Annotated in this window: 22 protein-coding genes; 10 read left to right on the top strand and 12 right to left on the bottom strand. The window is 64.0% G+C overall.

Annotated features, from left to right (window positions below; genetic code table 11):
- Positions 1-52 precede the first annotated feature (52 nt).
- Positions 53-832, bottom strand: a complete 780-nt coding sequence (locus PPGU16_RS01210; RefSeq protein WP_180721353.1) for an SPOR domain-containing protein — start codon at positions 830-832, stop codon at positions 53-55.
- A gap of 100 nt (positions 833-932) precedes the next feature.
- Positions 933-2,717 (bottom strand): arginine--tRNA ligase, encoded by a 1,785-nt coding sequence (gene argS, locus PPGU16_RS01215; protein ID WP_180721354.1) that lies wholly within the window; start codon positions 2,715-2,717, stop codon positions 933-935.
- Positions 2,718-3,146: 429 nt separating this feature from the next.
- On the opposite strand from argS, the gene PPGU16_RS01220 reads away from it, so the two are divergent.
- Positions 3,147-3,473 carry a DUF1840 domain-containing protein gene (locus PPGU16_RS01220; RefSeq protein ID WP_180721355.1) on the top strand — a complete coding sequence of 109 codons (327 nt, stop codon included), beginning with the start codon at positions 3,147-3,149 and terminating at the stop codon, positions 3,471-3,473.
- A 187-nt stretch (positions 3,474-3,660) separates the two neighbouring features.
- Here the strand turns inward: PPGU16_RS01220 and PPGU16_RS01225 are convergent, their stop codons facing one another.
- From PPGU16_RS01225 to PPGU16_RS01255, 7 genes are all read right to left on the bottom strand, one after another.
- Entirely contained in the window at positions 3,661-3,867 is a 207-nt protein-coding gene (locus PPGU16_RS01225; RefSeq protein ID WP_180721356.1) for an acid-shock protein, read from the bottom strand.
- A 179-nt stretch (positions 3,868-4,046) separates the two neighbouring features.
- Positions 4,047-6,764: a methionine synthase gene (metH, locus tag PPGU16_RS01230; protein WP_180721357.1), complete on the bottom strand. Its 2,718-nt coding sequence runs from the start codon at positions 6,762-6,764 to the stop codon at positions 4,047-4,049.
- A gap of 72 nt (positions 6,765-6,836) precedes the next feature.
- Complete coding sequence (locus PPGU16_RS01235) at positions 6,837-7,910, bottom strand: homocysteine S-methyltransferase family protein (protein WP_180721358.1); 1,074 nt, start codon at positions 7,908-7,910, stop codon at positions 6,837-6,839.
- A 291-nt stretch (positions 7,911-8,201) separates the two neighbouring features.
- Positions 8,202-8,459, bottom strand: coding sequence for a BTH_I0359 family protein (locus PPGU16_RS01240; RefSeq protein WP_007577767.1), 258 nt, complete (start codon positions 8,457-8,459; stop codon positions 8,202-8,204).
- 117 nt (positions 8,460-8,576) lie between these two features.
- The gene (locus PPGU16_RS01245) at positions 8,577-9,365 is read right to left on the bottom strand and encodes an alpha/beta fold hydrolase (protein ID WP_180721359.1); all 789 of its coding nucleotides are present in this window, start codon (positions 9,363-9,365) and stop codon (positions 8,577-8,579) included.
- Positions 9,366-9,567: 202 nt separating this feature from the next.
- On the bottom strand, positions 9,568-10,797 hold the full coding sequence (locus tag PPGU16_RS01250; RefSeq protein ID WP_180721360.1) for a DUF3108 domain-containing protein: 1,230 nt from the start codon (positions 10,795-10,797) through the stop codon (positions 9,568-9,570).
- Positions 10,798-10,887: 90 nt separating this feature from the next.
- A complete protein-coding gene (locus tag PPGU16_RS01255; protein WP_180721361.1) occupies positions 10,888-11,790 on the bottom strand; it encodes an IclR family transcriptional regulator in 903 nt (300 codons plus the stop codon).
- Between the two features lie 140 nt (positions 11,791-11,930).
- On the opposite strand from PPGU16_RS01255, the gene PPGU16_RS01260 reads away from it, so the two are divergent.
- The 6 genes from PPGU16_RS01260 to rfaE2 all read left to right on the top strand — a co-directional run bounded on the left by PPGU16_RS01260 (position 11,931) and on the right by rfaE2 (position 18,324).
- Positions 11,931-12,923, top strand: a complete 993-nt coding sequence (locus PPGU16_RS01260) for a fumarylacetoacetate hydrolase family protein (RefSeq protein WP_180721362.1) — start codon at positions 11,931-11,933, stop codon at positions 12,921-12,923.
- Between the two features lie 212 nt (positions 12,924-13,135).
- Positions 13,136-14,341: an ABC transporter substrate-binding protein gene (locus PPGU16_RS01265; RefSeq protein WP_180721363.1), complete on the top strand. Its 1,206-nt coding sequence runs from the start codon at positions 13,136-13,138 to the stop codon at positions 14,339-14,341.
- A gap of 90 nt (positions 14,342-14,431) precedes the next feature.
- Positions 14,432-15,283 (top strand): enoyl-CoA hydratase/isomerase family protein, encoded by an 852-nt coding sequence (locus PPGU16_RS01270; RefSeq protein ID WP_405031873.1) that lies wholly within the window; start codon positions 14,432-14,434, stop codon positions 15,281-15,283.
- A gap of 220 nt (positions 15,284-15,503) precedes the next feature.
- Positions 15,504-16,238, top strand: a complete 735-nt coding sequence (locus PPGU16_RS01275) for a PhaM family polyhydroxyalkanoate granule multifunctional regulatory protein (protein ID WP_180721365.1) — start codon at positions 15,504-15,506, stop codon at positions 16,236-16,238.
- Positions 16,239-16,798: 560 nt separating this feature from the next.
- On the top strand, positions 16,799-17,674 hold the full coding sequence (locus PPGU16_RS01280) for a ferritin family protein (RefSeq protein ID WP_180721366.1): 876 nt from the start codon (positions 16,799-16,801) through the stop codon (positions 17,672-17,674).
- Between the two features lie 167 nt (positions 17,675-17,841).
- On the top strand, positions 17,842-18,324 hold the full coding sequence (gene rfaE2, locus PPGU16_RS01285; RefSeq protein ID WP_180721367.1) for a D-glycero-beta-D-manno-heptose 1-phosphate adenylyltransferase: 483 nt from the start codon (positions 17,842-17,844) through the stop codon (positions 18,322-18,324).
- A 48-nt stretch (positions 18,325-18,372) separates the two neighbouring features.
- Here the strand turns inward: rfaE2 and PPGU16_RS01290 are convergent, their stop codons facing one another.
- Genes PPGU16_RS01290 through PPGU16_RS01300 form a run of 3 tightly spaced genes read right to left on the bottom strand, consistent with a single transcriptional unit; the run spans position 18,373 to position 20,424 of the window.
- The gene (locus PPGU16_RS01290; RefSeq protein WP_180721368.1) at positions 18,373-18,612 is read right to left on the bottom strand and encodes a hypothetical protein; all 240 of its coding nucleotides are present in this window, start codon (positions 18,610-18,612) and stop codon (positions 18,373-18,375) included.
- A 40-nt stretch (positions 18,613-18,652) separates the two neighbouring features.
- Positions 18,653-19,522 (bottom strand): type III pantothenate kinase, encoded by an 870-nt coding sequence (locus PPGU16_RS01295; RefSeq protein ID WP_180721369.1) that lies wholly within the window; start codon positions 19,520-19,522, stop codon positions 18,653-18,655.
- Positions 19,519-20,424: a biotin--[acetyl-CoA-carboxylase] ligase gene (locus tag PPGU16_RS01300; protein WP_180721370.1), complete on the bottom strand. Its 906-nt coding sequence runs from the start codon at positions 20,422-20,424 to the stop codon at positions 19,519-19,521. The genes PPGU16_RS01295 and PPGU16_RS01300 overlap by 4 nt, the downstream gene beginning before the upstream one ends.
- Before the next feature lie 176 nt (positions 20,425-20,600).
- Between PPGU16_RS01300 and PPGU16_RS01305 the strand changes: the two genes are divergently transcribed.
- Genes PPGU16_RS01305 through PPGU16_RS01315 form a run of 3 tightly spaced genes read left to right on the top strand, consistent with a single transcriptional unit; the run spans position 20,601 to position 23,609 of the window.
- Positions 20,601-21,740: an MlaE family ABC transporter permease gene (locus tag PPGU16_RS01305; protein WP_180721371.1), complete on the top strand. Its 1,140-nt coding sequence runs from the start codon at positions 20,601-20,603 to the stop codon at positions 21,738-21,740.
- Positions 21,737-22,627: an ABC transporter ATP-binding protein gene (locus tag PPGU16_RS01310; protein WP_180721372.1), complete on the top strand. Its 891-nt coding sequence runs from the start codon at positions 21,737-21,739 to the stop codon at positions 22,625-22,627. The genes PPGU16_RS01305 and PPGU16_RS01310 overlap by 4 nt, the downstream gene beginning before the upstream one ends.
- Before the next feature lie 19 nt (positions 22,628-22,646).
- Positions 22,647-23,609, top strand: a complete 963-nt coding sequence (locus tag PPGU16_RS01315) for an MlaD family protein (protein ID WP_180721373.1) — start codon at positions 22,647-22,649, stop codon at positions 23,607-23,609.
- Positions 23,610-23,620: the final 11 nt, after the last annotated feature.

Here is a 23,620-nt window from a genome sequence, read left to right on the forward strand (position 1 = left end):
CGCGCGCTCGAGGTTCAGCGGCGGCCCGTGAGAATGCATTACCGAATGTGAATCACTGCTTGGTGAAGCGGATGACGGCCGTATCGACGCCCGCATCCGAAAGACGCTGACGCGTCGTGTTCATGTCCTCGAACTTCGAGAACGGGCCGATACGCACGCGATAGTACGTCACACCGCCCGCATCGCGCTGGGTGACCTTCGATTCGAAACCCTGGAACGCGAGGCGCGCGCGCTGCTGTTCGGCGTCGGCGGACGTCTTGTAGGCGCCCACTTGCAGCAGATAGCCGGTGTTTGCGTCGTTGGCGGCGGGCGGCGTGCCGTTGGCGGTCGGCGTCGAGCCGGCCTTGGGCGGCTGCGTCGGCGCGTTGTTGGCCGTCGTGGTGGGCGCGCTGGTCGGGTTCGGCGCCTTCTTCGGCGGAATCAACGCGGTGGCGGCGCCGTTGTCCTGCGCGGGCTTCGGTGCCACGGCGACGCCGTTGTTCGACGGCGGCACTTCGACGATCTGCGGCTCTTCGAGCATGCCCGACGTCTGCGTCTGGTTCGTGGTCTGGCCCGGCGCCGTATTGGGCGGCGCGGGTTGCGCAGCTTGCGGCACCGGCTGGCCAGGCGTCTTGCCTTGCAGCGGACGGTTCGGGTCGTATTGCGGCTGGCTTGCGCCGCTATCGGATGCAGCGGGCGGCGCGACCTTCGCGACGAACGGCGTCGGTGCGCGCGTGATGTAGAGCGCCACCACCACCGCGATGGCCAGGCCGACGATCAGGCCCAGCACGATACCGAGAAAAGTGCCCCCGGTTTGTTTCGACTGCTTTGTAGTGCGGCGTGGTTTTGCCATCGTCTAATTCACCTGCAAAAGGAAATCTGGAATGACCGTCGATTATAGCGACGGTCATCTTTGTATCGTCCCAATTAAGTTCAATTGAACCGCGCGGAGATTACATTTTTGCGGGTGCCGACACACCGATCACAGCGAGGCCGTTGGCCAGCACCTGGCGCGTCGCCGCGAGCAGCGCGATGCGCGCGTTGCGCGGCGCTTCGTCGTCGACGAGCACGCGTTCGGCATTGTAGAACGAGTGAAATTCGCCTGCGAGGTCGCGCAGATAGAACGCGACGGCATGCGGCGCGAGTTCGTCGGCGGCGTGCGTGAGCATGTCGGGGAATTCGGCGAGCTTCTGCAGCAGCGCCATCGCGCGCTCGCTGTCGAGCGGCGACAGATCGACCGACGGCAGCACGGCTTCGTCGGCGCCGTAGCGCGACTTCCATTCGTTGATCACCGAGCAGATGCGCGCGTGCGCGTACTGCACGTAGTACACCGGATTCTCGTCGTTTTGCTTGAGCGCGAGATCGACGTCGAACACGAACTCCGTGTCGGCCTTGCGCGAGATCAGGAAAAAGCGCACGGCGTCGCGGCCACGGCGGATCGTCTCTTCGTCGAGCAGATCGGGCGAGGCTTCCTGGCCCGGCACCGCGCCGCCCGACCATTCGATCAGATCCCGCACCGTCACATAGCTGCCCGCGCGCTTCGAGATCTTCACTTCCTGGCCGTCGCGCATCACGGTGACCATCTTGTGCAGCACGTAGTCGGGATAGCCCTTCGGAATGCCGATGCCAAGACCCTGCAGCCCGGCGCGCACGCGGGCGATCGTGCCGTGGTGGTCCGAGCCCTGGATGTTGATGACCTTCGTGAAGCCACGTTCCCACTTCGTCTCGTGATACGCGACGTCGGGCACGAAGTACGTGTACGTGCCGTCGGACTTGCGCATCACGCGGTCCTTGTCGTCGCCGTCGTCGGTGGTGCGCAGCCACAGCGCGCCTTCCTGTTCGTAGGTCTTGCCAGCCGCGATCAGCTCGCTCACCGTCTTCTCGACGCGGCCTTCCGAGTACAGCGACGATTCGAGGTAGTACTGGTCGAACTTCACGCCGAACGCCTGCAGGTCCATATCCTGCTCATGACGCAGATAGGCGACCGCGAAGCGGCGGATCGCTTCGAGGTCTTCGACGTTGCCCGCGCCCTTGACGGGTTCGCCGTCGCTGGCCGACACGGTCTCGCCGTTCAGATAGTCGCGCGCGATATCGGCGATGTATTCGCCGTTGTACGCGGCTTCGGGCCAGCCTGCGTCGCCCGGCTTCAGGCCACGGGCGCGCGCCTGCGTCGAGATGGCGAGATTGCCGATCTGCACGCCTGCGTCGTTGTAGTAGAACTCGCGGTGCACGTCGTAGCCTTGCGACGCGAGCACGTTCGACGTCGCATCGCCGAGCGCGGCCTGGCGGCCGTGGCCGACGTGCAGCGGACCGGTCGGATTGGCCGAGACGAACTCGACCAGCACGCGCTTGCCGGCGTCGCGCTGCGAGCGGCCAAAGGTTTCGCGTTGCTCGAACACGGCGGCGATCACGGCCTGCTTGGAAGCCGCCGACAGACGCAGGTTGATGAAGCCGGGACCGGCCACTTCGGCGCTATCGACGAGGCCCTTGGCGAGCGGATGCGCGGGCAGTGCATCGACGATCTGCTGGGCGAGCTGGCGCGGATTGGCGCGCAGCGGCTTGGCGAGTTGCATCGCGACGTTGCACGCGACGTCGCCGTGCGCGGCGACCTTCGGGCGTTCGAGCGTGATGGTGGGCGCGATGAACGCGGCTTCGGATTCACCTTGCGTCGCCTGGGCGACCTGCTTGACCACGTCGGTCAACAGGGTTTCGAGAGTGTGTTTGTGTGCAGGCAGCATGCTTGTTGCGAGTCCAGTGAGGCAGTCCGATGAAACGGGGCAGCGCCGCGAACGGCGTGATGCAAGACCGTCGACGGCGTGGAAAACGCTTGAGCGCCCGATGCGCGACGCCCGCGTGAGGCTGCGGCGGCGCGGCAAGGCAGCCAACGTTTCGTGGCACGGGCCGTGGCGACAGTCTGCAGCACGCGCAGCCGCGACGCAGCGCAGCGTGCCCGGCCGCACGGCAGCGAGCTTTTTCCGTCAATGTCGGATTTTAGCAGGTGCTAATATGTCCAATGAGATGCCCAGCAAGGGCCGTGGCCCGCCAGCCTGCCGTCGACTGACAGGCGGGCGTGTCAACGGAACCCGTGCGGCTGGTTGTTGCGATGTCGCGAGTGTCCTGCGGCTGGCCGCGCGAGAAGCCAACATAACGAAAAGGGAACCGTCATCATGCTGATTACTTTCAAATGCCGCTCCGCACCCGATGTAGTGATGCTGGAGAATCTCGCCCAATATTTGCTGGGCATCATCGGCAAGCGGCTCGGCGAACGCGGTGTGATCAATCACGACGAACTGGGCGTGGCGATCTCGAAGCTTGAAGCGGCCATCGTCACGGACAAGCAGGAACGCGCTGAGCATGAAGGCCACTTCCACGAAGGGGAAGAAGGCCACGAGCACCACGAGATTCCGATTGGTCTCGCGCAACGGGCATATCCGTTCCTCGACATGCTGCGCGCGGCGCAGAAGGAAAATACGGATATCGTCTGGGGCCTGTGAAGCGAGGCGCAAGCGTGCGCAGCGTGCGTCGAGCGGCGGCCGTTCCGGCGCCTCTGCCGGGTGTGATTGGCCGTCGCTTTCGTGGCGACGCGGAGCGCACATCGCGTCCGGTCAGGCCCGGCCTGTGAGCCCAGAAGCAAAAAAGCCCGTCGTCTGACGGGCTTTTTTGTTTGCCGCGCCGCGAGCCTTACTGGCTCGCGCCTTGCGGCGCGGTCGCGGGAGCGGATGCGCCGTTCTTGGTCTTTTTCTTTTTCGGCTTTTTCACGTGTTTGACGGTGGGCGGGGAGTACGAACTCACCGCGCTCGATCCGCCCGGCGCCTGAGGCTGGGCCTCGGTGACGGGTGCAATGGCGGCAAGCGATAACGCGGTCAACATCAGCGTCAGCTTCTTCATACGATTTTTCTCCGTTGACGGTTGCAAGTCGTTGAGCCGACGCGTTTTTACGGTCGCGTCTGGCGGGTCGGCAAGTAATGCCCGCTCAGTCTACAAAGCCGAAAATATTCGCTGTGCTTTCAACTGAAAATATTCAGCCTACGGCCAGCGATATAGTCCTGCCGGCCGCCGTCCGTGTCTTACAGCAACGGCGCGAGCGCCCGTTCGGCATCCGCCTTCGACAGCGACATGCGCTGCGCGTAGTCCTCCAGCTGATCCTGGCCGATCTTGCCGACCGAGAAATACGTGCTGTCGGGATGCGCGAGGTAGAAGCCGGAGACGCTTGCCGCGGGCAGCATCGCCAGCGATTCGGTGACGCTCATGCCGATCTCGCCCGCTTGCAGGACGTCGAACATGTCGCGCTTGACGAGGTGATCCGGGCATGCCGGATAGCCGGGCGCCGGACGGATGCCGCGATACTTCTCGCCGATCAGTTCGTCGTTCGACAGGGTTTCGTTGTTCGCGTAGCCCCACAGGTCGCGGCGCACGCGCGCGTGCATCGCTTCGGCGAACGCTTCCGCGAAACGGTCGGCGAGCGCCTTCAGCATGATCGCGCTGTAGTCGTCGTGATCCTGTTCGAACTGCTTTTCCTTCGTGTCGACGCCGAGTCCCGCCGTGACCGCGAACATGCCGATGTAATCGGCGACGCCCGAGTCCTTCGGCGCGATGAAGTCGGCCAGCGACCGGTTCGGGCGCATCACGCCGTCCACCACGGGCCGCACGCTTTGCTGGCGAATGTTGCGCCACGTCAGCGCGACTTCGGTGCGCGAATCGTCCGTGTAGATTTCGATGTCGTCGTCATTGACGGTGTTGGCGGGCAGCAGCGCAATCACGCCGTTCGCCGTCAGCCAGCGGCCCTGGATCAGGCGCGCGAGCATCGACTTCGCGTCCGAGAACACGCGCCGCGCCGATTCGCCGACGATTTCGTCGTTCAGGATCGCGGGATACGGACCGGCGAGATCCCACGTCTGGAAGAACGGGCCCCAGTCGATATAGTTCGCGAGCTCGTTCAGATCGAAGTTCTTGAACACGCGCCGGCCGATGAACTTCGGCTTCACCGGCTGATAGCCGCTCCAGTCGATCTTCGTTTTGTTCGCGCGCGCTTCGGCGAGCGTGACGAGCGGCAGCGCCTTCTTGTTCGCGTGCTGATCGCGGATGCGGTCGTAGTCGGACTTCAGTTCGTCGAGATACTTCGTCGCGCCTTCGTCGGACAACAGATTCGACGCGACCGACACCGAGCGCGACGCATCCGGCACGTATACGACGGGGCCTTCGTAGTGCGGCGCAATCTTCACGGCGGTATGCACGCGCGAAGTCGTCGCGCCGCCGATCAGCAGCGGAATCTTCTTGACGCGGAAGTAGTCGTCGCGCTGCATTTCGGACGCGACGTAGGCCATCTCTTCGAGCGACGGCGTGATCAGACCCGACAGCCCGATGATGTCCGCGCCTTCGACCTTCGCCTTCGCGAGAATCTCGTTGCATGGGACCATCACGCCCATGTTGACCACTTCGAAGTTATTGCACTGAAGCACCACGGAGACGATGTTCTTGCCGATATCGTGCACGTCGCCTTTGACGGTCGCGATGACGATCTTGCCCTTGGCGCGCACGTCGCCGCCCGCTTCGGCAAGCTGGCGCTTCTCTTCTTCGATGAACGGAATCAGGTGAGCGACAGCCTGCTTCATCACGCGCGCCGACTTCACGACTTGCGGCAGGAACATCTTGCCCTGGCCGAACAGATCGCCGACGACGTTCATGCCGTCCATCAGCGGCCCTTCGATCACGCTGATCGGGCGGCCGCCGCCGTCCATGATTTTTGCGCGCGCTTCTTCCGTATCTTCGACGATGAAGTTCGTGATGCCGTGCACGAGCGCATGCGCGAGACGCTTCTCGACAGGCTGATTGCGCCATTCGAGGTTCTCTTCTTTCTTCGCTGCGCCCGTCTTGAACTTGTCGGCGCTTTCGAGCAGACGGTCGGTGGCGTCGTCGCGGCGGTTCAGCACGACGTCTTCGACTCGCTCGCGCAGATCGGCGTCGAGGTCCGCGTACACGCCGAGCTGGCCCGCGTTGACGATGCCCATGTCCATGCCCGCCTGAATCGCGTGGTAGAGGAACACGGTATGGATCGCCTCGCGCACCGGGTCATTGCCGCGGAACGAGAACGACACGTTCGACACGCCGCCGCTCACCTTTGCGTACGGCAGGTTCTGCTTGATCCAGCGCGTCGCTTCGATGAAGTCGACGGCGTAGTTGTTGTGCTCCTCGATACCCGTCGCGATTGCGAAGATGTTCGGATCGAAGACGATGTCTTCGGGCGGGAAGCCGATTTCATTGACGAGGATGTCGTACGAGCGCTTGCAGATTTCTGTCTTGCGCTTGAACGTGTCGGCCTGGCCTTGCTCGTCGAACGCCATCACGACGGCCGCCGCGCCATAGCGGCGAATCAGGTTCGCGTGATGGCGGAAGCTCTCTTCGCCTTCCTTCAGCGAGATCGAGTTGACGATCGCCTTGCCTTGCACGCATTTCAGGCCCGCTTCGATCACCTCCCACTTCGACGAGTCGATCATGATCGGCACGCGCGCGATGTCCGGCTCCGACGCGATCAGATTCATGAAGCGCACCATCGCCGCTTTCGAATCGAGCATCGCTTCGTCCATGTTGACGTCGATGACCTGGGCGCCGTTTTCGACCTGCTGGCGCGCGACGGCCAGCGCTTCGTCGAACTGGCCGTTCAGGATCATCCGCGCGAATGCCTTCGAGCCCGTTACGTTGGTGCGTTCGCCAACGTTGATGAAGAGCGTCCCCGAAGTGACGTTGAACGGCTCGAGGCCGGAAAGGCGCATCGTGTGATCGGTCATGGTTGGTGTGCGTGTTTCGTTAGTGCGTCAATGCTTCGGGGTGCGCGTGCTGTCAGGCGTGCGTTGAATAGTTCAGGCGGCGTCGCGATACTGGCTCGGCCACTTGCGCGGCTTCACGTCGTTCAGCGCCTTCGCGATCGCGGCGATATGCTCGGGCGTCGTGCCGCAGCAGCCGCCCGCGATGTTCACGAGACCCGCTTGCGCAAATTCCTTCAGCAGGCCGGAAGTGTCGGCGGGCAGTTCGTCGAAGCCCGTATCGCTCATCGGGTTCGGCAGACCGGCGTTCGGATAGCACGACACATAGGTGTCGCACAGCTTCGCCAGTTCCGCGATGTACGGGCGCATCAACGCCGCGCCCAACGCGCAGTTCAGGCCGAACGTCAGCGGCTTCGCGTGGCGCAGCGAATTCCAGAAGGCCTCGACCGTCTGTCCCGACAGAATGCGGCCCGAGGCGTCCGTCACCGTGCCCGAGATCATGATCGGCAAACGCTCGCCCGTGTCTTCGAACAGTTCGTCGAGCGCGAACAGTGCCGCTTTCGCATTCAGCGTGTCGAAGATCGTTTCGACGAGGAACAGGTCCGCGCCGCCTTCCAGCAGCGCTTTCGCCTGCTCGTAGTACGCCGTGCGCAGTTCGTCGAACGTGACGTTGCGCGCGCCCGGATCGTTGACGTCGGGCGAAATGCTCGCCGTCTTCGGCGTCGGTCCGATCGCGCCGGCGACGAAGCGCGGCTTGTCGGGCGTCGAGTACTTGACGCAGGCGGCGCGCGCGAGCTTCGCCGACTCACGGTTCATTTCGACGGCAAGCTCTTCCATGCCGTAGTCGGCCTGCGCGACGGTCGTCGCGCCGAACGTGTTCGTCTCGATGATGTCCGCGCCCGCCGCCAGATACTGTTCGTGAATCTCGCTGATGATCTGCGGCTGTGTGATCGACAGCAGTTCGTTGTTGCCCTTGATGTCGCGCGCGTAATCCTTGAAGCGCTCGCCGCGATAGGCGGCTTCGTCGAGCTTGTAGCGCTGGATCATCGTGCCCATGGCGCCGTCCAGGATCAGGATGCGCGATTCGAGCAACGCGGGCAGGGCCGCGCCGCGCGTATAGGCGGTGCGCGGGCTGACGGCTGACGGGGCTGACGTGACGGGCTGGTTCATGGTCTGATCGGGCTCGTGCCGGGCGGACCGGCTTTTTCGGGAAACTCAATATTGTAGCCGCATGGTCGCGGACCTGCCGCCCGCGGCGGACCTGGGCGGCGCGCGGCGGTTGGCGGCAGCCTGGCGCGAAGCGCTACTTCCGGCGCAGCTAGCGAAACGGAGCGCCCCGGCGTTTCGCGCCGCGATATCCGCATAAAGCGCCAGCCGGCCGCATAAAAACGAAAAACCCCGCCCGGCGCGAGGCCGGGCGGGGTCGATGGGACGTGTCGCCTGGAGGATGGCGCCTGTCGATCAGTGAAGAATGACCGGCTGGTTCATCAGGCTGTCGAATTGACCGAGAAACTCGTCAACTTCGTCGAGCGTCGGTTCGTCTTCGATCAGTTTCTGCACGTGTTCGCGAAAACTGGCTGCCATCGCACCGTCGATGTAAATCTCGCGCTGCGTATTCTTGTCGACGATCTCATACCCGCCGGATAGCATCGAGAGATGGCCGTCTTGCGGCGGGAACTCGACGACACAATAGTTGGGGCTGTTGTAGATCATTTGCATGGCGACACTCCTTATTTCCGATGGCTCCGGGCCAGTGTTGCACCGTAGATGGAGCCCTTGGTTTGGAATTCAAGGGGTGGGTCCGGCCTGACGCTTTGAATTCTCCGGACCTATCGGTTAGACCCGTTTTTGCAAAAACGATTCCAGCAAAGCGGTGAAACGTTGCGACTGTTCGATCGGTGCGAGGTGAGCTGCGTCCAGCAACTCGAACTGCGCGTTCCGGATGGCATTCGCAATTTCATGTGTAGCAGCAGGTGGCGTGCCTGCGTCGTGGCGTCCAGCCACAGTGAGAGTAGGAAGATCAATCTCGCTCAGTCTACTGCGCACATCGAAATCGCGCAGCGCAATGCACGCTTGCGCGTAACCTTCAGACGAAGTGTTCTCGAATACCTCCCGAATCGGTTCGACCACCTCCGGATGCGCGTTGCGAAAACCCGCCGTGAGCCAGCGTTCCATCGTTGCCCCGGCCAGCGCCGCGACGCCTTCGTTACGCGCCTTCGCCCCGCGCTGCTCCCATACGGCATGACCGTCCGAAGGCGTGGCGGCGTGCGTGTCGGCGAGCGTCAATGTTTCGATGCGTGCCGGGTTATCCAGCGCGAACTGTTGCGCAATCATCCCGCCCATCGACATTCCAACAATATGCGTTTTCTCAACGCCAAGCGCATCTAGCAACATGTGTAGATCCTGCGACAAATCTGCAACACGAAATGGCCCGTCTGATACGCCCGTTTGACCGTGACCGCGCACGTCGTAGCGCAAAACCGTGTAGTCGTCCCGAAAATAGCCGGCGAGCTGATCCCAGATCGACAGATCGCCGCCAAGCTGATGAATGAACGTGAGCCATGGACCACCGCCCTCGTTGCTCAGGACGTAGCGCGTATCGATGCCATTCACATTGATTTGCATGCGGACTCCATAAGTGATGTCGCAATGAAATAACGAACGGATACGGCAGTTCACCCGATTCGAGTTCATCGGTTTCGCATGAACCGCCGGCGCGCACCAGCGCGCTTATTCGTGCGATTCATGCGAGCCGTGGAAGTTTCGGATGTGCAGTGTGTGTCGCCCCGGTTTCAGAGTGTCCTCCATTGCGAAGGACCTGTTCGCGTCAGGGCTTTTCCGGCCCTGCGCCTGGATCGGTGACGGAAGGTTGGGAAGGGGCGGGTGGCGTGTCGTCGGACGAAGCGGCATGCTTGCCGTTTGCATCCGGCGGCGCGATCTTGCCGCGCCATACGAGTTCTATCTGCGTGCCGTTCGGCTCGGTTTGCACCAGACGCGCAGGCAGCCAACCGAGCGATGGCGCGAGCCACACGTCGATACGACGGCGGTCGCCTTCGCGGCGCGGCAGGCGCATGAAATGGCGCGCATCGATGATGCCCTGATCGGTGCGCACCGATTCGTCGCCTATCGTCTCGATCGGCCAGATTTCGCCGCTGTCGTTGTCGGTCACGAAGAACTGGCGCGTGACGCCTGGCTGATACGCGTCAGGGTCGCCGCGCACCAGACTGGCGAGTTGCATCACCATGCTGAAACGGTCTTGTGCGCCGTCCTGCAGCGGCAGCGTATTTGGCGTACGCGAGAAGCCGATCTGTTTCGTGTCGCGATGGAAGGTGGTGATGTCCTCGCCGCGCCGGCCGCGTTTTTCGATGTACTGATCAGGCGCGAGGCCGAATGCATCGACATGTCCGTGGCTCGAATAACTGAACGTGCCGACGAACGGCAGCGGCACCGACACGATCATGTCGTACGAGCGGCCATCGCTCGACCAGTGGATCGTGCCCGGCTGATTGCGCACGCCGTTGTAGAACGTGTCGTATTGCAACTCGCCTGAGGGCGGCACGGAGAATTTCACGCCTGGCGCAGCATGTGGCGCGTTGCCTTGACCGACAGCATTGGCGTTGGAATGGGTCGTTCCCGTTGCGGACGACGCAACGCCTGGCGCTGAAGCGGCAGCCGAAGCATCCGCAGGCGCGCTCGCCGGTTCAGTTGCGGCTGCTGTTTGAAGCGGCTTATGGCCGGGTTGCGTGGCCGTCAACACATGTTCGCGCGGCGCTCGCGCGACGCGTTTCGGCGCCGCAGGCGTCGCCTTCGCGGGCGGCGGCGAACCGGCTGCCTGTGTTTCGATGCGCTCCGGCTTGAGCAGCGCGACCTGCACGGGAACGTGCTCAGGCGACACCGGTTTGAAGGTGTCGTGATGCCGCTCGAACCACTGCGCTGCGATGAAGTGCGCGCCGACGACAGTCACCAGCACACCCGCCCAACGCAAGCGCGACGAGCGGCGCTGTGCGGCAGCAAGGCGAGCCGGCGTGACAGAACGGGGAGCGGCTGGAGACGACATCGGAAGAGGCAATATCCTGAAGGCGGGGCGCAAGCCTGTGAGCGTTTGAACACGATTCGACCGCGCACGGCCGTCACGCGTTCCTCACGCTCATCGAGGCGTCGGACTATACCCGAGTTCATACGACAGCTTCTGCGCGCAATCGCGCAGCGCCGTGTCGACTTCGCCGCCCCACGCGATATCGAACGCGCCCTCGTGACCGAGCGCGATCAATCCAAGCGCGAGATCGCCGGTCGAATCGAACACAGGTGTGCAGAACGCGTGAATGGTCGGCAGCAACATGCCTTCGACGCGCGCCGAGCCATGCGCGCGCACGTCCTCGAGCACGCGTTCGACATCGTCCGGCGTGCGCGGACTGTTGGCTGCCGCCCAACGCTGTGTATCGGCCAGTTCGCGCGCGATCATCGCGGCCGTCTTGCTGCGCGGCAGATATGCGGCGAACAGCAGACCCGTCGCCGAACTCAGCATCGGCATCACGTCGCCGAGTTTCAGCGACGCCTTCGCGGGATAGCTCGATTCCATCCAGTGCACGACAGTCGGCCCCTGATTACCCCACACGGCGATGCCGACCGTCAGATCGAGCCGGTCACGCAATTCGGCCAGCGCGATGCGCGCGAGCTTCACGCCGTCGACGCGCGCGAGCCGCGCCAGGCCTAGCTGCAACGCGAAGCCGCCAAGCTCGTAGCGGCCCGTCAACGGGTCCTGCGCGACGACGCCCAGACGCTGAAAACTCACCAGATAACGGTGCGCTTTCGCCGGGCTCATGCCCGCGCGCTGCGCGAGATCACGCAGCATCATCGCGCGCGGCTCGTGCGTGAGCACGTCGAGCAGACGGAACCCGACTTCGATCGACTGGATGCCCGAGCGCAGTTTCTCCTCGCCACCGTCGTGCTCGCTGTCGTGCTGGTCAGCGGCATCGTCGTCGGCGGGATCGAGCGTTTCGGCGGCGTCGGCATCCTTGCGGATCGAACTGGAACGGGCGGTCGGAGGCATAGGCAGTGGTTGAACGGTGAACGTTAAAACGGCGCGAACGTGGCAATGCCCATCACGTGCTTGAAGCGTCCGTTTGGGCCGCGCCGATTCACCATCGTAGAATAGATTCCTCTTATCGTCATCCACATGCCTTTTCCGCCATGAAACTTGCCTCGCTGAAGGACGGCACGCGCGACGGTCAACTGATCGTCGTTTCCCGTGACCTGCATACGGCCGCCGTCGCCGACGCCATTGCGCCGACGATGCAGCGCGTCCTCGACGACTGGATCTTTTACGCGCCGCAACTGCGCGATCTGTACGACGAGCTGAATCAGGGCCGCGCGCGCAACACGTTTTCATTCGATGCGAAGGAATGCATGGCGCCGCTGCCGCGCGCGTTCCAGTGGGCCGACGGCTCGGCGTACGTGAACCACGTCGAACTGGTGCGCCGCGCGCGCGGCGCGGAAATGCCGCCCGAGTTCTGGACCGATCCGTTGATGTATCAGGGCGGCAGCGACGACTTCATCGGGCCGAAGGACGATATCGTGTGTGCGTCCGAATCGTTTGGCATCGACTTCGAGGCGGAAGTCGCCGTCATCACGGGCGATGTGGCGATGGGCGTGAAGCCCGAACAGGCGTTGAAGAGCATTCGGCTCGTCACGCTCGTCAACGACGTGTCGCTGCGCAACCTGATTCCCGCGGAACTCGCGAAGGGCTTCGGCTTTTTTCAGAGCAAGCCGGCGACGTCGTTCGCGCCCGTTGCCGTCACGCTCGACGAACTCGGCGACGCATGGCGCGAAGGCCGCGTGCATCGTCCGATGATCGTGCATTGGAACGGCAAGAAGGTCGGCCAGCCGGACGCAGGCACCGACATGGTGTTCCACTTCGGCCAGCTGATCGCGCATGCCGCGAAGACGCGCAACCTGCGCGCGGGTGCCATCGTCGGTTCGGGCACGGTGTCGAACAAGGACGCGAAACGCGGCTATTGCTGTATCGCGGAGAAACGCTGCCTCGAAACGATCGAGAACGGCAGCGCACAGACGGAGTTCATGAAGTTCGGCGATACCGTGAAGATCGAAATGTTCGACGAAGCGGGGAAGTCGATCTTCGGTTCGATCGATCAGGCCGTCGCGCCGCTCGAAGGCGGCCTTTGATCGTGCAAGCGACGTGAGGCGCCGGGCGAGCCGAAAGGGTTTCGCCCGATGCCGACAGCGCCGCGTGCGCCGCTACACTGACGCTCGCGCGAGGCCATTGGGTCTCGCACGCTGGACCGCGTGAACGACGACGCGCGCGGACAGCAACATGCCGGACAGCAACATGCAATACGCGCCATCGCAGAACGCACAAAAACCAAAGGAGACAACGCATGCCGCGATACGGGACGTTTGCATTTTCAGCTTTGCGCAACGGCGCTCTTCAGCGCACTTTCAGGCGACGCACGACGCTCGCCGCCACGCTTTCTTTTTTACCCGGACTCGCGCTCGCGCAGGTGAAGATCGGCCTCGTGCTGTCGCTGACGGGGCCGGCTGCATCGCTGGGCATTCCCGCGCGCGATACGGCGACGCTCTTCCCTAAAGAGATCGCCGGGCAGAAAGTCGAATACATCGTGCTCGACGATGCGTCCGATACGACGCAAGCCGTGCAGGACACCAAAAAACTCATCTCCGAAAATCACGTCGACGCAATCATCGGCTCGTCGATCACGCCGAACTCGCTGGCGATGATCGACGTGGTCGCCGACGGTGAAACGCCGGCGATTTCTTTGGCGTCGTCGGCGAAGATCATCGAACCCGTCGATGCGAAACGGCACTGGATGTTCAAGACGCCGCAAACGGACGCGATGATGGCCTCCGCGATCACCGAGCACGCGAGCCAGCACGGCGTGAAGACCATCGCCTACATCGGCCAGGCGGATGCGCTCGGCGAAACGTTTTACGCGGAAGTCGCGAAGTTCGCGCAGATTCACAAGATCAACGTCGTGGCCAACGAGCGTTTCAATCGCACCGATCCGAGCGTCACGGGCCAGATCCTGAAGATCATGGCGGCGAATCCGGATGCCGTCGTCGTGGGCGCAGCGGGCACGCCTGCCGCGTTGCCGCCGAAGACGCTGGTCGGGCGCGGCTACAAGGGCAAGATCTATCACAACCATGGTGTGGGCAATAACGACTTCCTGCGCGTGTGCGGCACCGACTGCAACGGCACGTTCCTGCCTGCGAGCCCGGTGCTGGTCGCCGCGCAACTGCCCACCGACTATGCTTCGAAGCGTCTCGCGCTCGATTACATCGCGCGCTTCGAGAAACTGCGTGGACCGGGCAGCGTGTCGGCATTCGGCTCGTATGCGTGGGACGCAAGCATGCTGCTGAACAACGCGATTCCCGTTGCGCTGAAAACGGCGGCACCCGGCACGGTCGAGTTTCGCCGCGCGCTGCGTGACGCACTCGAAGCAACGAAGGGACTCGCCGATACCAACGGCGTCGTCAACATGAGCGCGACCGATCACCTCGGCCTCGATCAGCGCGCGCGGGTGATGGTCGAGATCAGCAACGGCAAGTGGGTGTATCAGCCGCGTTAGGCGGCGGTAGTGAGCGTGGCGCAGCGTCGGCTGCGTTACGCGCATGATGTGGGTATCGACGCCGACGCGTCGCTCTTACGGATGTCTGCCATGTCTCACGAATCGGAATTGCAAACGGTCGAACCCGCGTTTTACGCGCACTATAGGTCGCTGCGCGTGCGGCGTCATGCGCACGGCATCCTCGAAATCGTGATGAGCGGCGAGGGCACGAACCGCAGCGCGCTCGCCACCGCCGATGCCAACATGCATCGCGAACTGGCCGACATCTGGCGCGATGTCGACCGCGACCCGGAGACGCGCGTCGTGGTGATTCGCGGCGAGGGCAAGGGCTTTTCGGCGGGCGGCGATCTCGGCCTCGTCGAAGAGATGGCGAACGACTTCGACGTGCGCACGCGCGTATGGCGTGAGGCGCGCGATCTCGTCTACAACGTGATCAACTGCAGCAAGCCGATCGTCTCGGCGATGCACGGCCCGGCTGTGGGCGCGGGGCTCGTCGCGGGACTGCTCGCGGATATTTCGATTGCGACGAAGTCGGCGCGCATCATCGACGGTCATACGCGTCTGGGCGTCGCGGCGGGCGACCACGCGGCGATCGTGTGGCCGCTGCTGTGCGGGATGGCGAAGGCGAAGTACTACCTGATGTTGTGCGAGCCGGTGAGCGGCGAAGAGGCGGAGCGCATCGGTCTGGTCTCGCTGGCCGTCGACGACAACGATCTGCTGCCGAAAACCTTCGAAGTCGCGCGCAAGCTCGCGCAGGGTTCGCAGACGGCGATCCGCTGGACCAAGTATGCGTTGAACAACTGGCTGCGCTCGGCGGGGCCGACCTTTGATACGTCGCTTGCGCTCGAATTCATGGGTTTCGCGGGCCCTGACGTGCGCGAAGGCGTGGCGTCGCTGCGCGAGCGGCGCGCGCCGGATTTCCCGGGCAAGGAACCGTTCTAGCGGAACGCGCCTTGCGGGACCAGACGCAAAACGGTCACGGCGACAGGCGCACGATGACCGCATCCGCGAACGCGGCTCACTGCGAAAAATTCACGCGGTATGATCGAGCCGCAAGTGCCGAACGTCGCTTCGAACGCCTGATCGAACGACGATAAGCGAGCCACAATAAGCGAACGACAACAGGCGACACAGGCCTAGAACCGAACACAGGAGCTCTGCAATGACCGATAACCCCGGCGCGACGCCACCTTTCCCCGGATTTCCAGGCTTTCCGCCCGCAGAAATGCTCGATCGCATGTGGGGCATGATGCGCCTCACGCCGTTCGGCGCGGCATTTCCCGGAACGACTCCGGGTTCGACGCAGGGTTTCGTGCCATCGCTGTCGATGATGTCCGACATGATGGCGCCGCTCACGAACGTCGAGGAACTCGACAAGCGCATCACCGACATGCGCGCCGTCGAGCAATGGCTCAAGCTGAATCTGAACATGCTGCAGTCGGCGATCCAGGCGCTCGAAGTGCAGCGCGCGACGCTGGCGACGCTGCGCGCGTTCGGCGCGTTCGCGCAGCAATCGATGACGCAGCCTGCGCCTGAAGCGCCGCCGAGGCGCGAGCCGCAGCCTGCGGCGCGCGCGCCGGAAGCGAGCGAAGCGGATGAGTCGGCGGCGTCGCCCGCGTTCGATGCATCTGGCTGGTGGAATCTGCTGCAGGCGCAGTTCAACCAGATCGCGCAGTTCGCGATGGCGCAGCCGCCGGCCACGACGGCGACGGGCGCGTCGGAAGCGGGCGCGGGCATCGAACCGAGCGACCTCGAACCCGACGACGCACCCGAACCCGACGAAGGTGCTGCGCAGGCGAAGCCCGACGATTCGCCGCCTCCCGCCGCAAAGCGCCCGGCCAGCACGAAACGGACGGGCGCATCGTCCGCGAAGAAGACCTCGTCGACGTCCGAATGAATATCTGACCGGCATTGAAAGAAGCGCGCGCGGCTGCAACGGCCAGCGCGCTTCCGGTCCGCGGCGGCTCATCTCTCCGCTAGCACATTCCTTTGACACCGTGCGGTCAACGAGCGCGCGCGTTGTTTTACGTCAATGCCAAAGCGGGTTTCGACCGTCCGAAAAGGGGGCGTGTCGGGGCCGCATGCTATTATTGTGTAAGCTTTTTCTGGCCCGCGGACGCGTGCGAAGATCGCCAGATTCGCCGTTTTATCCGGTGCCATGCGTGCCGGTTCGTCCGCTGCGGACCCAAATGCCGTCGTTCGGCGGCAGGCTGGCACGACCCCAGGCAAAGGTTTTCCCTCACCCACGGTTGGCCGCGCACGCGAGGCATGAAAATCGCGTACGTATCACGAGCCGCAGTAGTTCTTTTGCCAAACACTTGCATCTTGGCAACCGATTACCGCGTAAAATTGAATGCTGCGCTGACGACGGAGAAAGTTTCCGAAAGTTCCCGTTCGTCGGCCGCAAATGTAGCAACAGATAACAGACGTCGCCTTGCGCAGAACAGGGGTGGGATCATGAACACCATGCTTTATCCGGAACTTTATAAATCGCTCGAGTCCGTTCGATGGGATATGGAGAAGGACATTCCCTGGGACAAATTCGACGCGTCGCTGCTCACCGACGAGCAGGCGGCGACCATCAAGATGAACGCGATTACCGAATGGTCGGCGCTGCCCGCCACGGAAATGTTCCTGCGCGATAACCACCATGACAGCGACTTCTCGGCATTCATGAGCGTGTGGTTTTTCGAAGAGCAGAAGCACTCGCTGGTGCTGATGGAATATCTGCGCCGCTTCAAGCCGGAGATGTGCCCGACGGAAGAAGAGCTGCACGCGGTGCGCTTCGAATTCGATCCGGCGCCGCCGCTCGAGACACTGATGCTGCACTTCTGCGGCGAAATCCGCCTGAACCACTGGTATCGCCGTGCGGCAGAATGGCACACCGAGCCCGTCATCAAGCACATCTACGAAACCATTTCGCGCGACGAAGCGCGTCATGGCGGCGCCTACCTGCGCTACATGAAGAAAGCGCTGACGAACTTCGGCGACGGTGCGCGCGCCGCGTTTGCAAAGATCGGTGTGCTGATGGCCTCCGCGCGCCGCACGGAAAAGCCGCTGCACCCGACCAACCTGCACGTGAACCAGTCGCTGTTCCCGCGCGATACCATTCAATCGCGCCTGCCCGATCCCGAATGGCTCGAGCGCTGGCTCGACGAGCAGATCCGTTTCGACGACGGCTGGGAAAAGAAGGTCGTCGAGCGCATTCTGCACAACCTGTCCATTCTGTTCGAGCGCTCGTTCACGACGGCTCAGGAACTGAACCGCTACCGCAAGGAAGTCGTGACGCGTCTGCAGGCTGACCAGCAGACTGCGCAACAGCAGCTGGCCTGATAAGGGCCGCACGCCAGCCGGCTCAACCGGCCGGCGCGTCGTACAGACATCAACGGCCCGGCAGGTGAGAACCCGCCGGGCCGTTTTCTTTTTGCCTTGTCGCGAGCGTGGGTCGTCTATCATCGAACCCACGTCTCGCCTCTCAAACCCGCTCAACGATTGCTCTCATGGCCGCTACCTTCGAACGCAAGCTCACGACACGCGACGCCCTCGCTCAACTTCGCCCGTCGCTGACCGGCCCCGTGGTGTTCACGAACGGTGTCTTCGATATCCTGCATCGCGGGCACGTCACGTATCTCGCGGACGCGAAGGCACTCGGCGCGACGCTGATCGTCGGCGTGAATAGCGACGCGTCGGTGCGCATGCTCGGCAAGGGCGACGACCGGCCGATCAACAACGAAGCCGACCGGATGGCGCTGCTGGCGGCGCTGGAGAGTGTCGACTGGGTGGTGTGCTTTGGGGAGCAGACACCCGTTGCGCTGATCGATGCGCTGCGCCCGGACGTGCTCGTGAAGGGCGGCGACTACGACATGGACAAGTTGCCGGAATCCGCGCTCGTGCGCGGCTGGGGCGGCAAGGCGCTGGCGATTCCGTTCGAACACGACCGCTCGACGACAGCGCTGTTGAAGAGGGTGCGCGCTCAAGGCTGAACGCAACGCGGCGCGGGCGTGTGGCCCGTGTCATGGAAAGAACGAGCGTTACTGCGGCAGTGCCGAAGCCGCGATCGGCGCAACGGGCGCCGGTCCGCCGACCACGGCCAGATCCGCTGCATCGGCCGACGACATCGGCTGCACGCGCAGTTGCTCCGGACGGACCTGCCGGTTCAGGTGATTCGGCTCGCGCGGTCCGGCGGCCGGCGACGGGCCGAACAGCCCGCGCATCGTGACGAACGCGAGGATGTTGGCGAGAAAGAGCAGGGCGAGTAGCCAGCGCAGCATCGTTGAAATTCTCCAGCTTGCTTGTTCAGTGACCCGGCGTTCAGGCCGGGTGAGCGTCCGTCGGCGGATTGGCCGATTGCGCGGCGATCAGCGCGAGTCCCGCCAGCACGAGCGAGTCGTGTCGCGTGTACGGCACGCGGAGCGCCTGCACCAGCTCGCCCGCGGCGCCGCCGCTCACGACGAGCCGCACGGACACTTTCCATTCGTCCTGCAGATCGCGCCACATCCGCTCGATCAGCCCGATCTGTGCCAGCGCGCATCCCGACGACAACGAACGCGGTGTATCCGTCGCGAACCACGCTGTGCGCGCGAGCGGCGTGCTTTGGCTCGTGCCGGTGGAGTCGCCGTCGAGCAGGCCGCGCGCGGCATTGGCGTCCAGCGTCGGCAGTTGCGCGGTGTGCTCGCCGAGCGAGCGCATCATCAGCGACCAGCCCGGTGCGATCAATCCGCCGACGAACACGCCGTCGGCATTCAATGCTTCGAGCGTCGTCGCCGTGCCGAATGTCGCGATCAGGAGCGGCTCGCCCGGGAAGGTGGCGCGTGCGCCGATCATGCCCGCCCAGCGGTCGCTCCCAAGCTGCGTCGGCGTCGTGTACGCATTCGTGACGCCGCACTGCTGCGCGGCCGAGCGGATCGTCGTGCGCGCGAGGCCGGGCCAGCGCCGGTCGATGAACGCGTCGATACGGCGCGCCGCCGCTTCCCCAGCGACATTCGATAACCATGCCGAGCCGGGCGCGGGCAACGTCGACCACTCCGGCTCATGCCGAGACTGCAATGGATCACCAGTGCCCTTCACCAGTTGGCCACCGTGTGAAAACGTGCCTGAGTGCGTTTGTGTACCATCCGCATGAACCAGCGCCCATTTGACGCGGCTATTTCCCGCATCGATCAGCAGATACGGCGCGCTCATGCAGCGCCGCTTTCGTCGTCCGCGAGACGCAGCGACACGTCTCCCGTCGCGATGGCTTGCTGGCCGGTCGGTGTGTCGAGCAGCAACTGCCCGAGATCGTCGACGCCCGCTGCCACGCCGCGCGCGATTTCGACGCCTTGCTCGAACAGCACGACGTCGCGTCCCGCATACGCATGGCAGCCGTTCCAGCGTTGACGGAACGGCGCGAAGCCTTCCGCGCCGAAGCGCTGCAACGCGGGTTCGAGCGCGTTCAGCTCGGCGGCTAGGGTATCGGTGAGATTCGCGTTCGGCAGCGCGCGCGACAGGGCCGTCGGCGCTGCGCCGCGCGCCTGCGCGGGCACGTCGGCATTGAGCGCGCCCACTTTCGCGGCGAGTTCCTCGGCGCCCTTGACGTTGGTGCCGATGCCGATCACGACAGCGCTCGCGTCCGGCGTGCTCCATGCCGTTTCGATCAGGATGCCGGCGAGCTTGTCGCCTTCGAGCAGCACGTCGTTCGGCCATTTCAGCGCGATCTGGCCGGGACCGGACACGGGCAGCGAACGCAGACCGTCGACCAGCGCGACGCCGACGGCGAGGCTCAGTCCCGCGAGTCCTTCGAGCGGCCTGGGCAGCACGCAGGCAACCGAGAACAGCAGCGCATTGCCGGGTTCCGCATACCAGGGGCGGCCGCGCCGGCCGCGTCCTGCCGTCTGAAGATAGGCGACGCGCACGATTGGCCGCGCGAGCGCGCCGGCTTCGCGCGGTAGCGCCTTCACACGGGCCATCAGGTCGGCGTTGGTCGAGCCGGTCTCTTCGACGATTTCGATTGGCCAGTCATTGGCCGCCGGGCCGAACAGGGCCACGGCGCGCTGCCGGTCGATTCGCCAGTCGCCCGAAGGGCTGGGGGAGTGTGGAGTATTCATGAAGGGTATTTTAGCCACTGCGCCTGTCATCGTGATCGATAGATGCGTTGGCCGCGCTTTGTGCGCACCTGTACACGCAATGTGTACAGCACCGCGTGGACGGGCATCCCACCAGGGCCCAATCTCGAACGCTTCGTTACAATGCCCGTTAATCCGATAACCACATCCAGCGATCCTTGAACTACGACACTCCTCCCGGCCTCGAAGTGGCGGCAGGCAGCCAGGGCAAGATCGTCCGCCTGTCCGGGCAGTGGACGGCGCTCGCGCTCGCGCGCGACCGGCTGCACGGAAAGGCGTTGCCGCGGTTGCGTGAACTGATCGACAGCCGCGCGCACGTCGCGCAATGGGATCTGTCGCGGGTCGAGCGGATGGATCACGTGGGCGGCCAGGCGCTTTGGCGCGTGTGGGGTTACAAGCTGCCCGTCGATCTCGTCGCGCTCAACGATACGCAGCGCGACATCTTCGACCGCATCGCGCTGCTCGACACCGCGCGCGAGAACCCCGAACCCGTGCATCGCTTCGATCCGTTCACGAATCTCGGCCTCGGCATCTTCGCGCTCTTCGAGCATCTGTATGGCGGTATCGCGATGTTCGGCCGCGTGATCATCGATCTGCTGGCGATCGCGCGTAATCCGAAGCTCGCCCCGTGGAAGGAGATTTCGGCAAACGTCTACAGCGCGGGCACGCAGGCGCTGCCGATCACGGCGCTCGTCGCGTTTCTGATCGGCATCGTGCTGAGCTATCTGTCCGCGCAGCAATTGAGGCTGTTCGGCGCGAACCAGTTCATCGTCAATATTCTCGGGATGTCGGTGCTGCGTGAGCTCGGGCCCGTGTTGTCGGCGATTCTCGTCGCGGGGCGCTCCGGTTCGGCGATCACCGCACAGATCGGCGTGATGCGTGTGACGGAAGAGCTCGACGCGATGCGCGTGATGGGCATTCCACACGGGCTGCGCCTGATCCTGCCGCGAGTGATCGCGCTGTCGCTTGCGATGCCGCTGCTCGTGATGTGGACCAACATCGTCTCGCTGCTCGGCGGTGCGCTCGCCGCGAAGCTCGTGTTGCAAATCGACATGTCGTACTTCGCGCGTGCCTTGCCGACTGTCGTGCCCGTCGCCAACCTGTGGATCGGGCTGGGCAAGGGCACGGTGTTCGGCATGCTGATCGCGATCGTCGGCTGTCACTTCGGCTTTCGCATCAAGGCCAATTCGCAGAGCCTCGGCGAGGGCACGACGACCTCGGTCGTCACGTCGATCACGGTCGTCATCCTTGCCGACGCTGTGTTCGCGATTCTCTTCCAGAACGTGGGGCTCTCATGATTGCGCCGCTCACTACCGCCGTACGGGATCAGCCGCTGCCGGAGATCGCCGAAACCGTGATCGAGGTGCGCAATCTCACCAAACGCTATGGACGCAACATCGTCCACCAGCATCTGGATTTCGACGTGCGGCGCGGCGAGATCGTGTCGATCGTCGGCGGCTCGGGGTCGGGCAAGACCACGCTGATGCGCCAGATTCTCGGACTGGAGAGGCCGACGTCGGGCAGCATCAAGGTGTTCGGCGAGGACATGTCGGAGCTCGACAAGGACGAAGCCCGGCTGATGCGCGTGCGCTCGGGCATGCTGTTCCAGCAGGGTGCGCTGTTTTCGTCGCTGTCGGTGTTCGACAACATCGCGCAGCCGCTGCGCGAACTCGGCAAGGTGCCCGAAGATCTGCTGCGCGACATCGTGATGCTGAAGCTCGAAATGGTCGGCCTGCCGTGCAAGCACGCATCGAAGATGCCGGCGGCGCTGTCGGGCGGGATGGTCAAGCGCGTGGGTATCGCGCGCGCGATCGCGCTCGAGCCGGAACTGCTGTTCCTCGACGAACCGACGGCCGGCCTCGATCCGCAGGCCTCCGACGAGTTCGTCGAACTGATCAGCGCGTTGCATCGCGCGCTCGGCCTGACCGTGGTGATGGTGACGCACGATCTCGACACGATGGTCGCGCTGTCGACGCGCGTCGCGGTGATCGCGGATCGCAAGGTCATCGTCGCGGCGCCCGTCGAGCAGGTGGCGGGCTTCGATCATCCGTTCATCCGCGAGTATTTTCTCGGACTGCGCGGGCGGCTCGCGTTGCAGGGATTGTCGCCGGAGCGGCGCGCGAAGCTGCCGCCCGAAGCGCTGGAGCCCGCGTCGGAAGCGATTCCGCTGCGTACCGCGCCATGAACGCCGAAGGAACCTGACAATGGAAAACAAATCACACGCCTTCTGGGCCGGGCTCTTCACCGTCGTGATGGTGGTCGCGATCGCTGCGGCGGCGTTCCTGTTCAATGTCGACAGGTCGGTGCGCATACCTTTCGATCTGATTGCGCGGACCAATGTCACAGGTTTGTACCCGGATGCTGCGGTACGATATCGCGGCCTCGACGTCGGTAAGGTGCAATCGATCAAGTTCGACCGCGCGCATCCGGGGCAGATCCTGATCCGCATTCTGGTCGACAAGAACGCGCCGATCACTCATTCGACGTTCGGCACGCTCGGGCTGCAGGGCGTCACGGGCCTCGCGTTCATCCAGCTCGACGATTCGGGGAAGGATCTCGCGCCGCTCGTGTCGTCGGCCAAGGACGTCGCCCAGTTGCCGATGCGTCCGGGTCTGTTCGACCAGTTGCAGGCGCGCGGCGACGTGCTGCTGCGGCAGATCGAAAAGACCGTGCGCGATGTCGATTTGCTGCTGTCGCCGGAAATGCGCGACCAGCTGATGGCAACGGCGGCGAGCCTGCAGCACGCCGCGGATGGCGTCACCACGCTCACCGCGCAGATGGGTCCCGCCGTCGGCAAGCTGCCGGGCACGCTCAATCAGCTGGATCAGACGCTTGCGTCGACGAACCGGATGATCACGAGCCTCAACCGTCCGGACGGTCCGCTGGAAGGCACGCTGAACAAGGTCGGCACGGCCGCGCAGCAGGCGGGCGACGCGCTGACCGCGATGAACGCGACGCTGCAGGACATCTCGGCGCGGGTCGGCTACGACACGCTGCCGCGCGTGAATTCGCTGGCGGAAGACGTACGTTCGGCTGTGCGCTCCGTCGACCGCGCCGCGAACACGTTCGACGAAGCGCCCAACAGCCTGCTGTTCGGCGCGCCGCGCGCCGCGCCCGGACCTGGCGAGCCCGGCTTCGTGTGGCCCGCAGGCCACACGGCCAAATGAATTTCAAAGGA

The organism is Paraburkholderia largidicola, from assembly GCF_013426895.1.
GTDB classification, from domain to species: domain Bacteria; phylum Pseudomonadota; class Gammaproteobacteria; order Burkholderiales; family Burkholderiaceae; genus Paraburkholderia; species Paraburkholderia largidicola.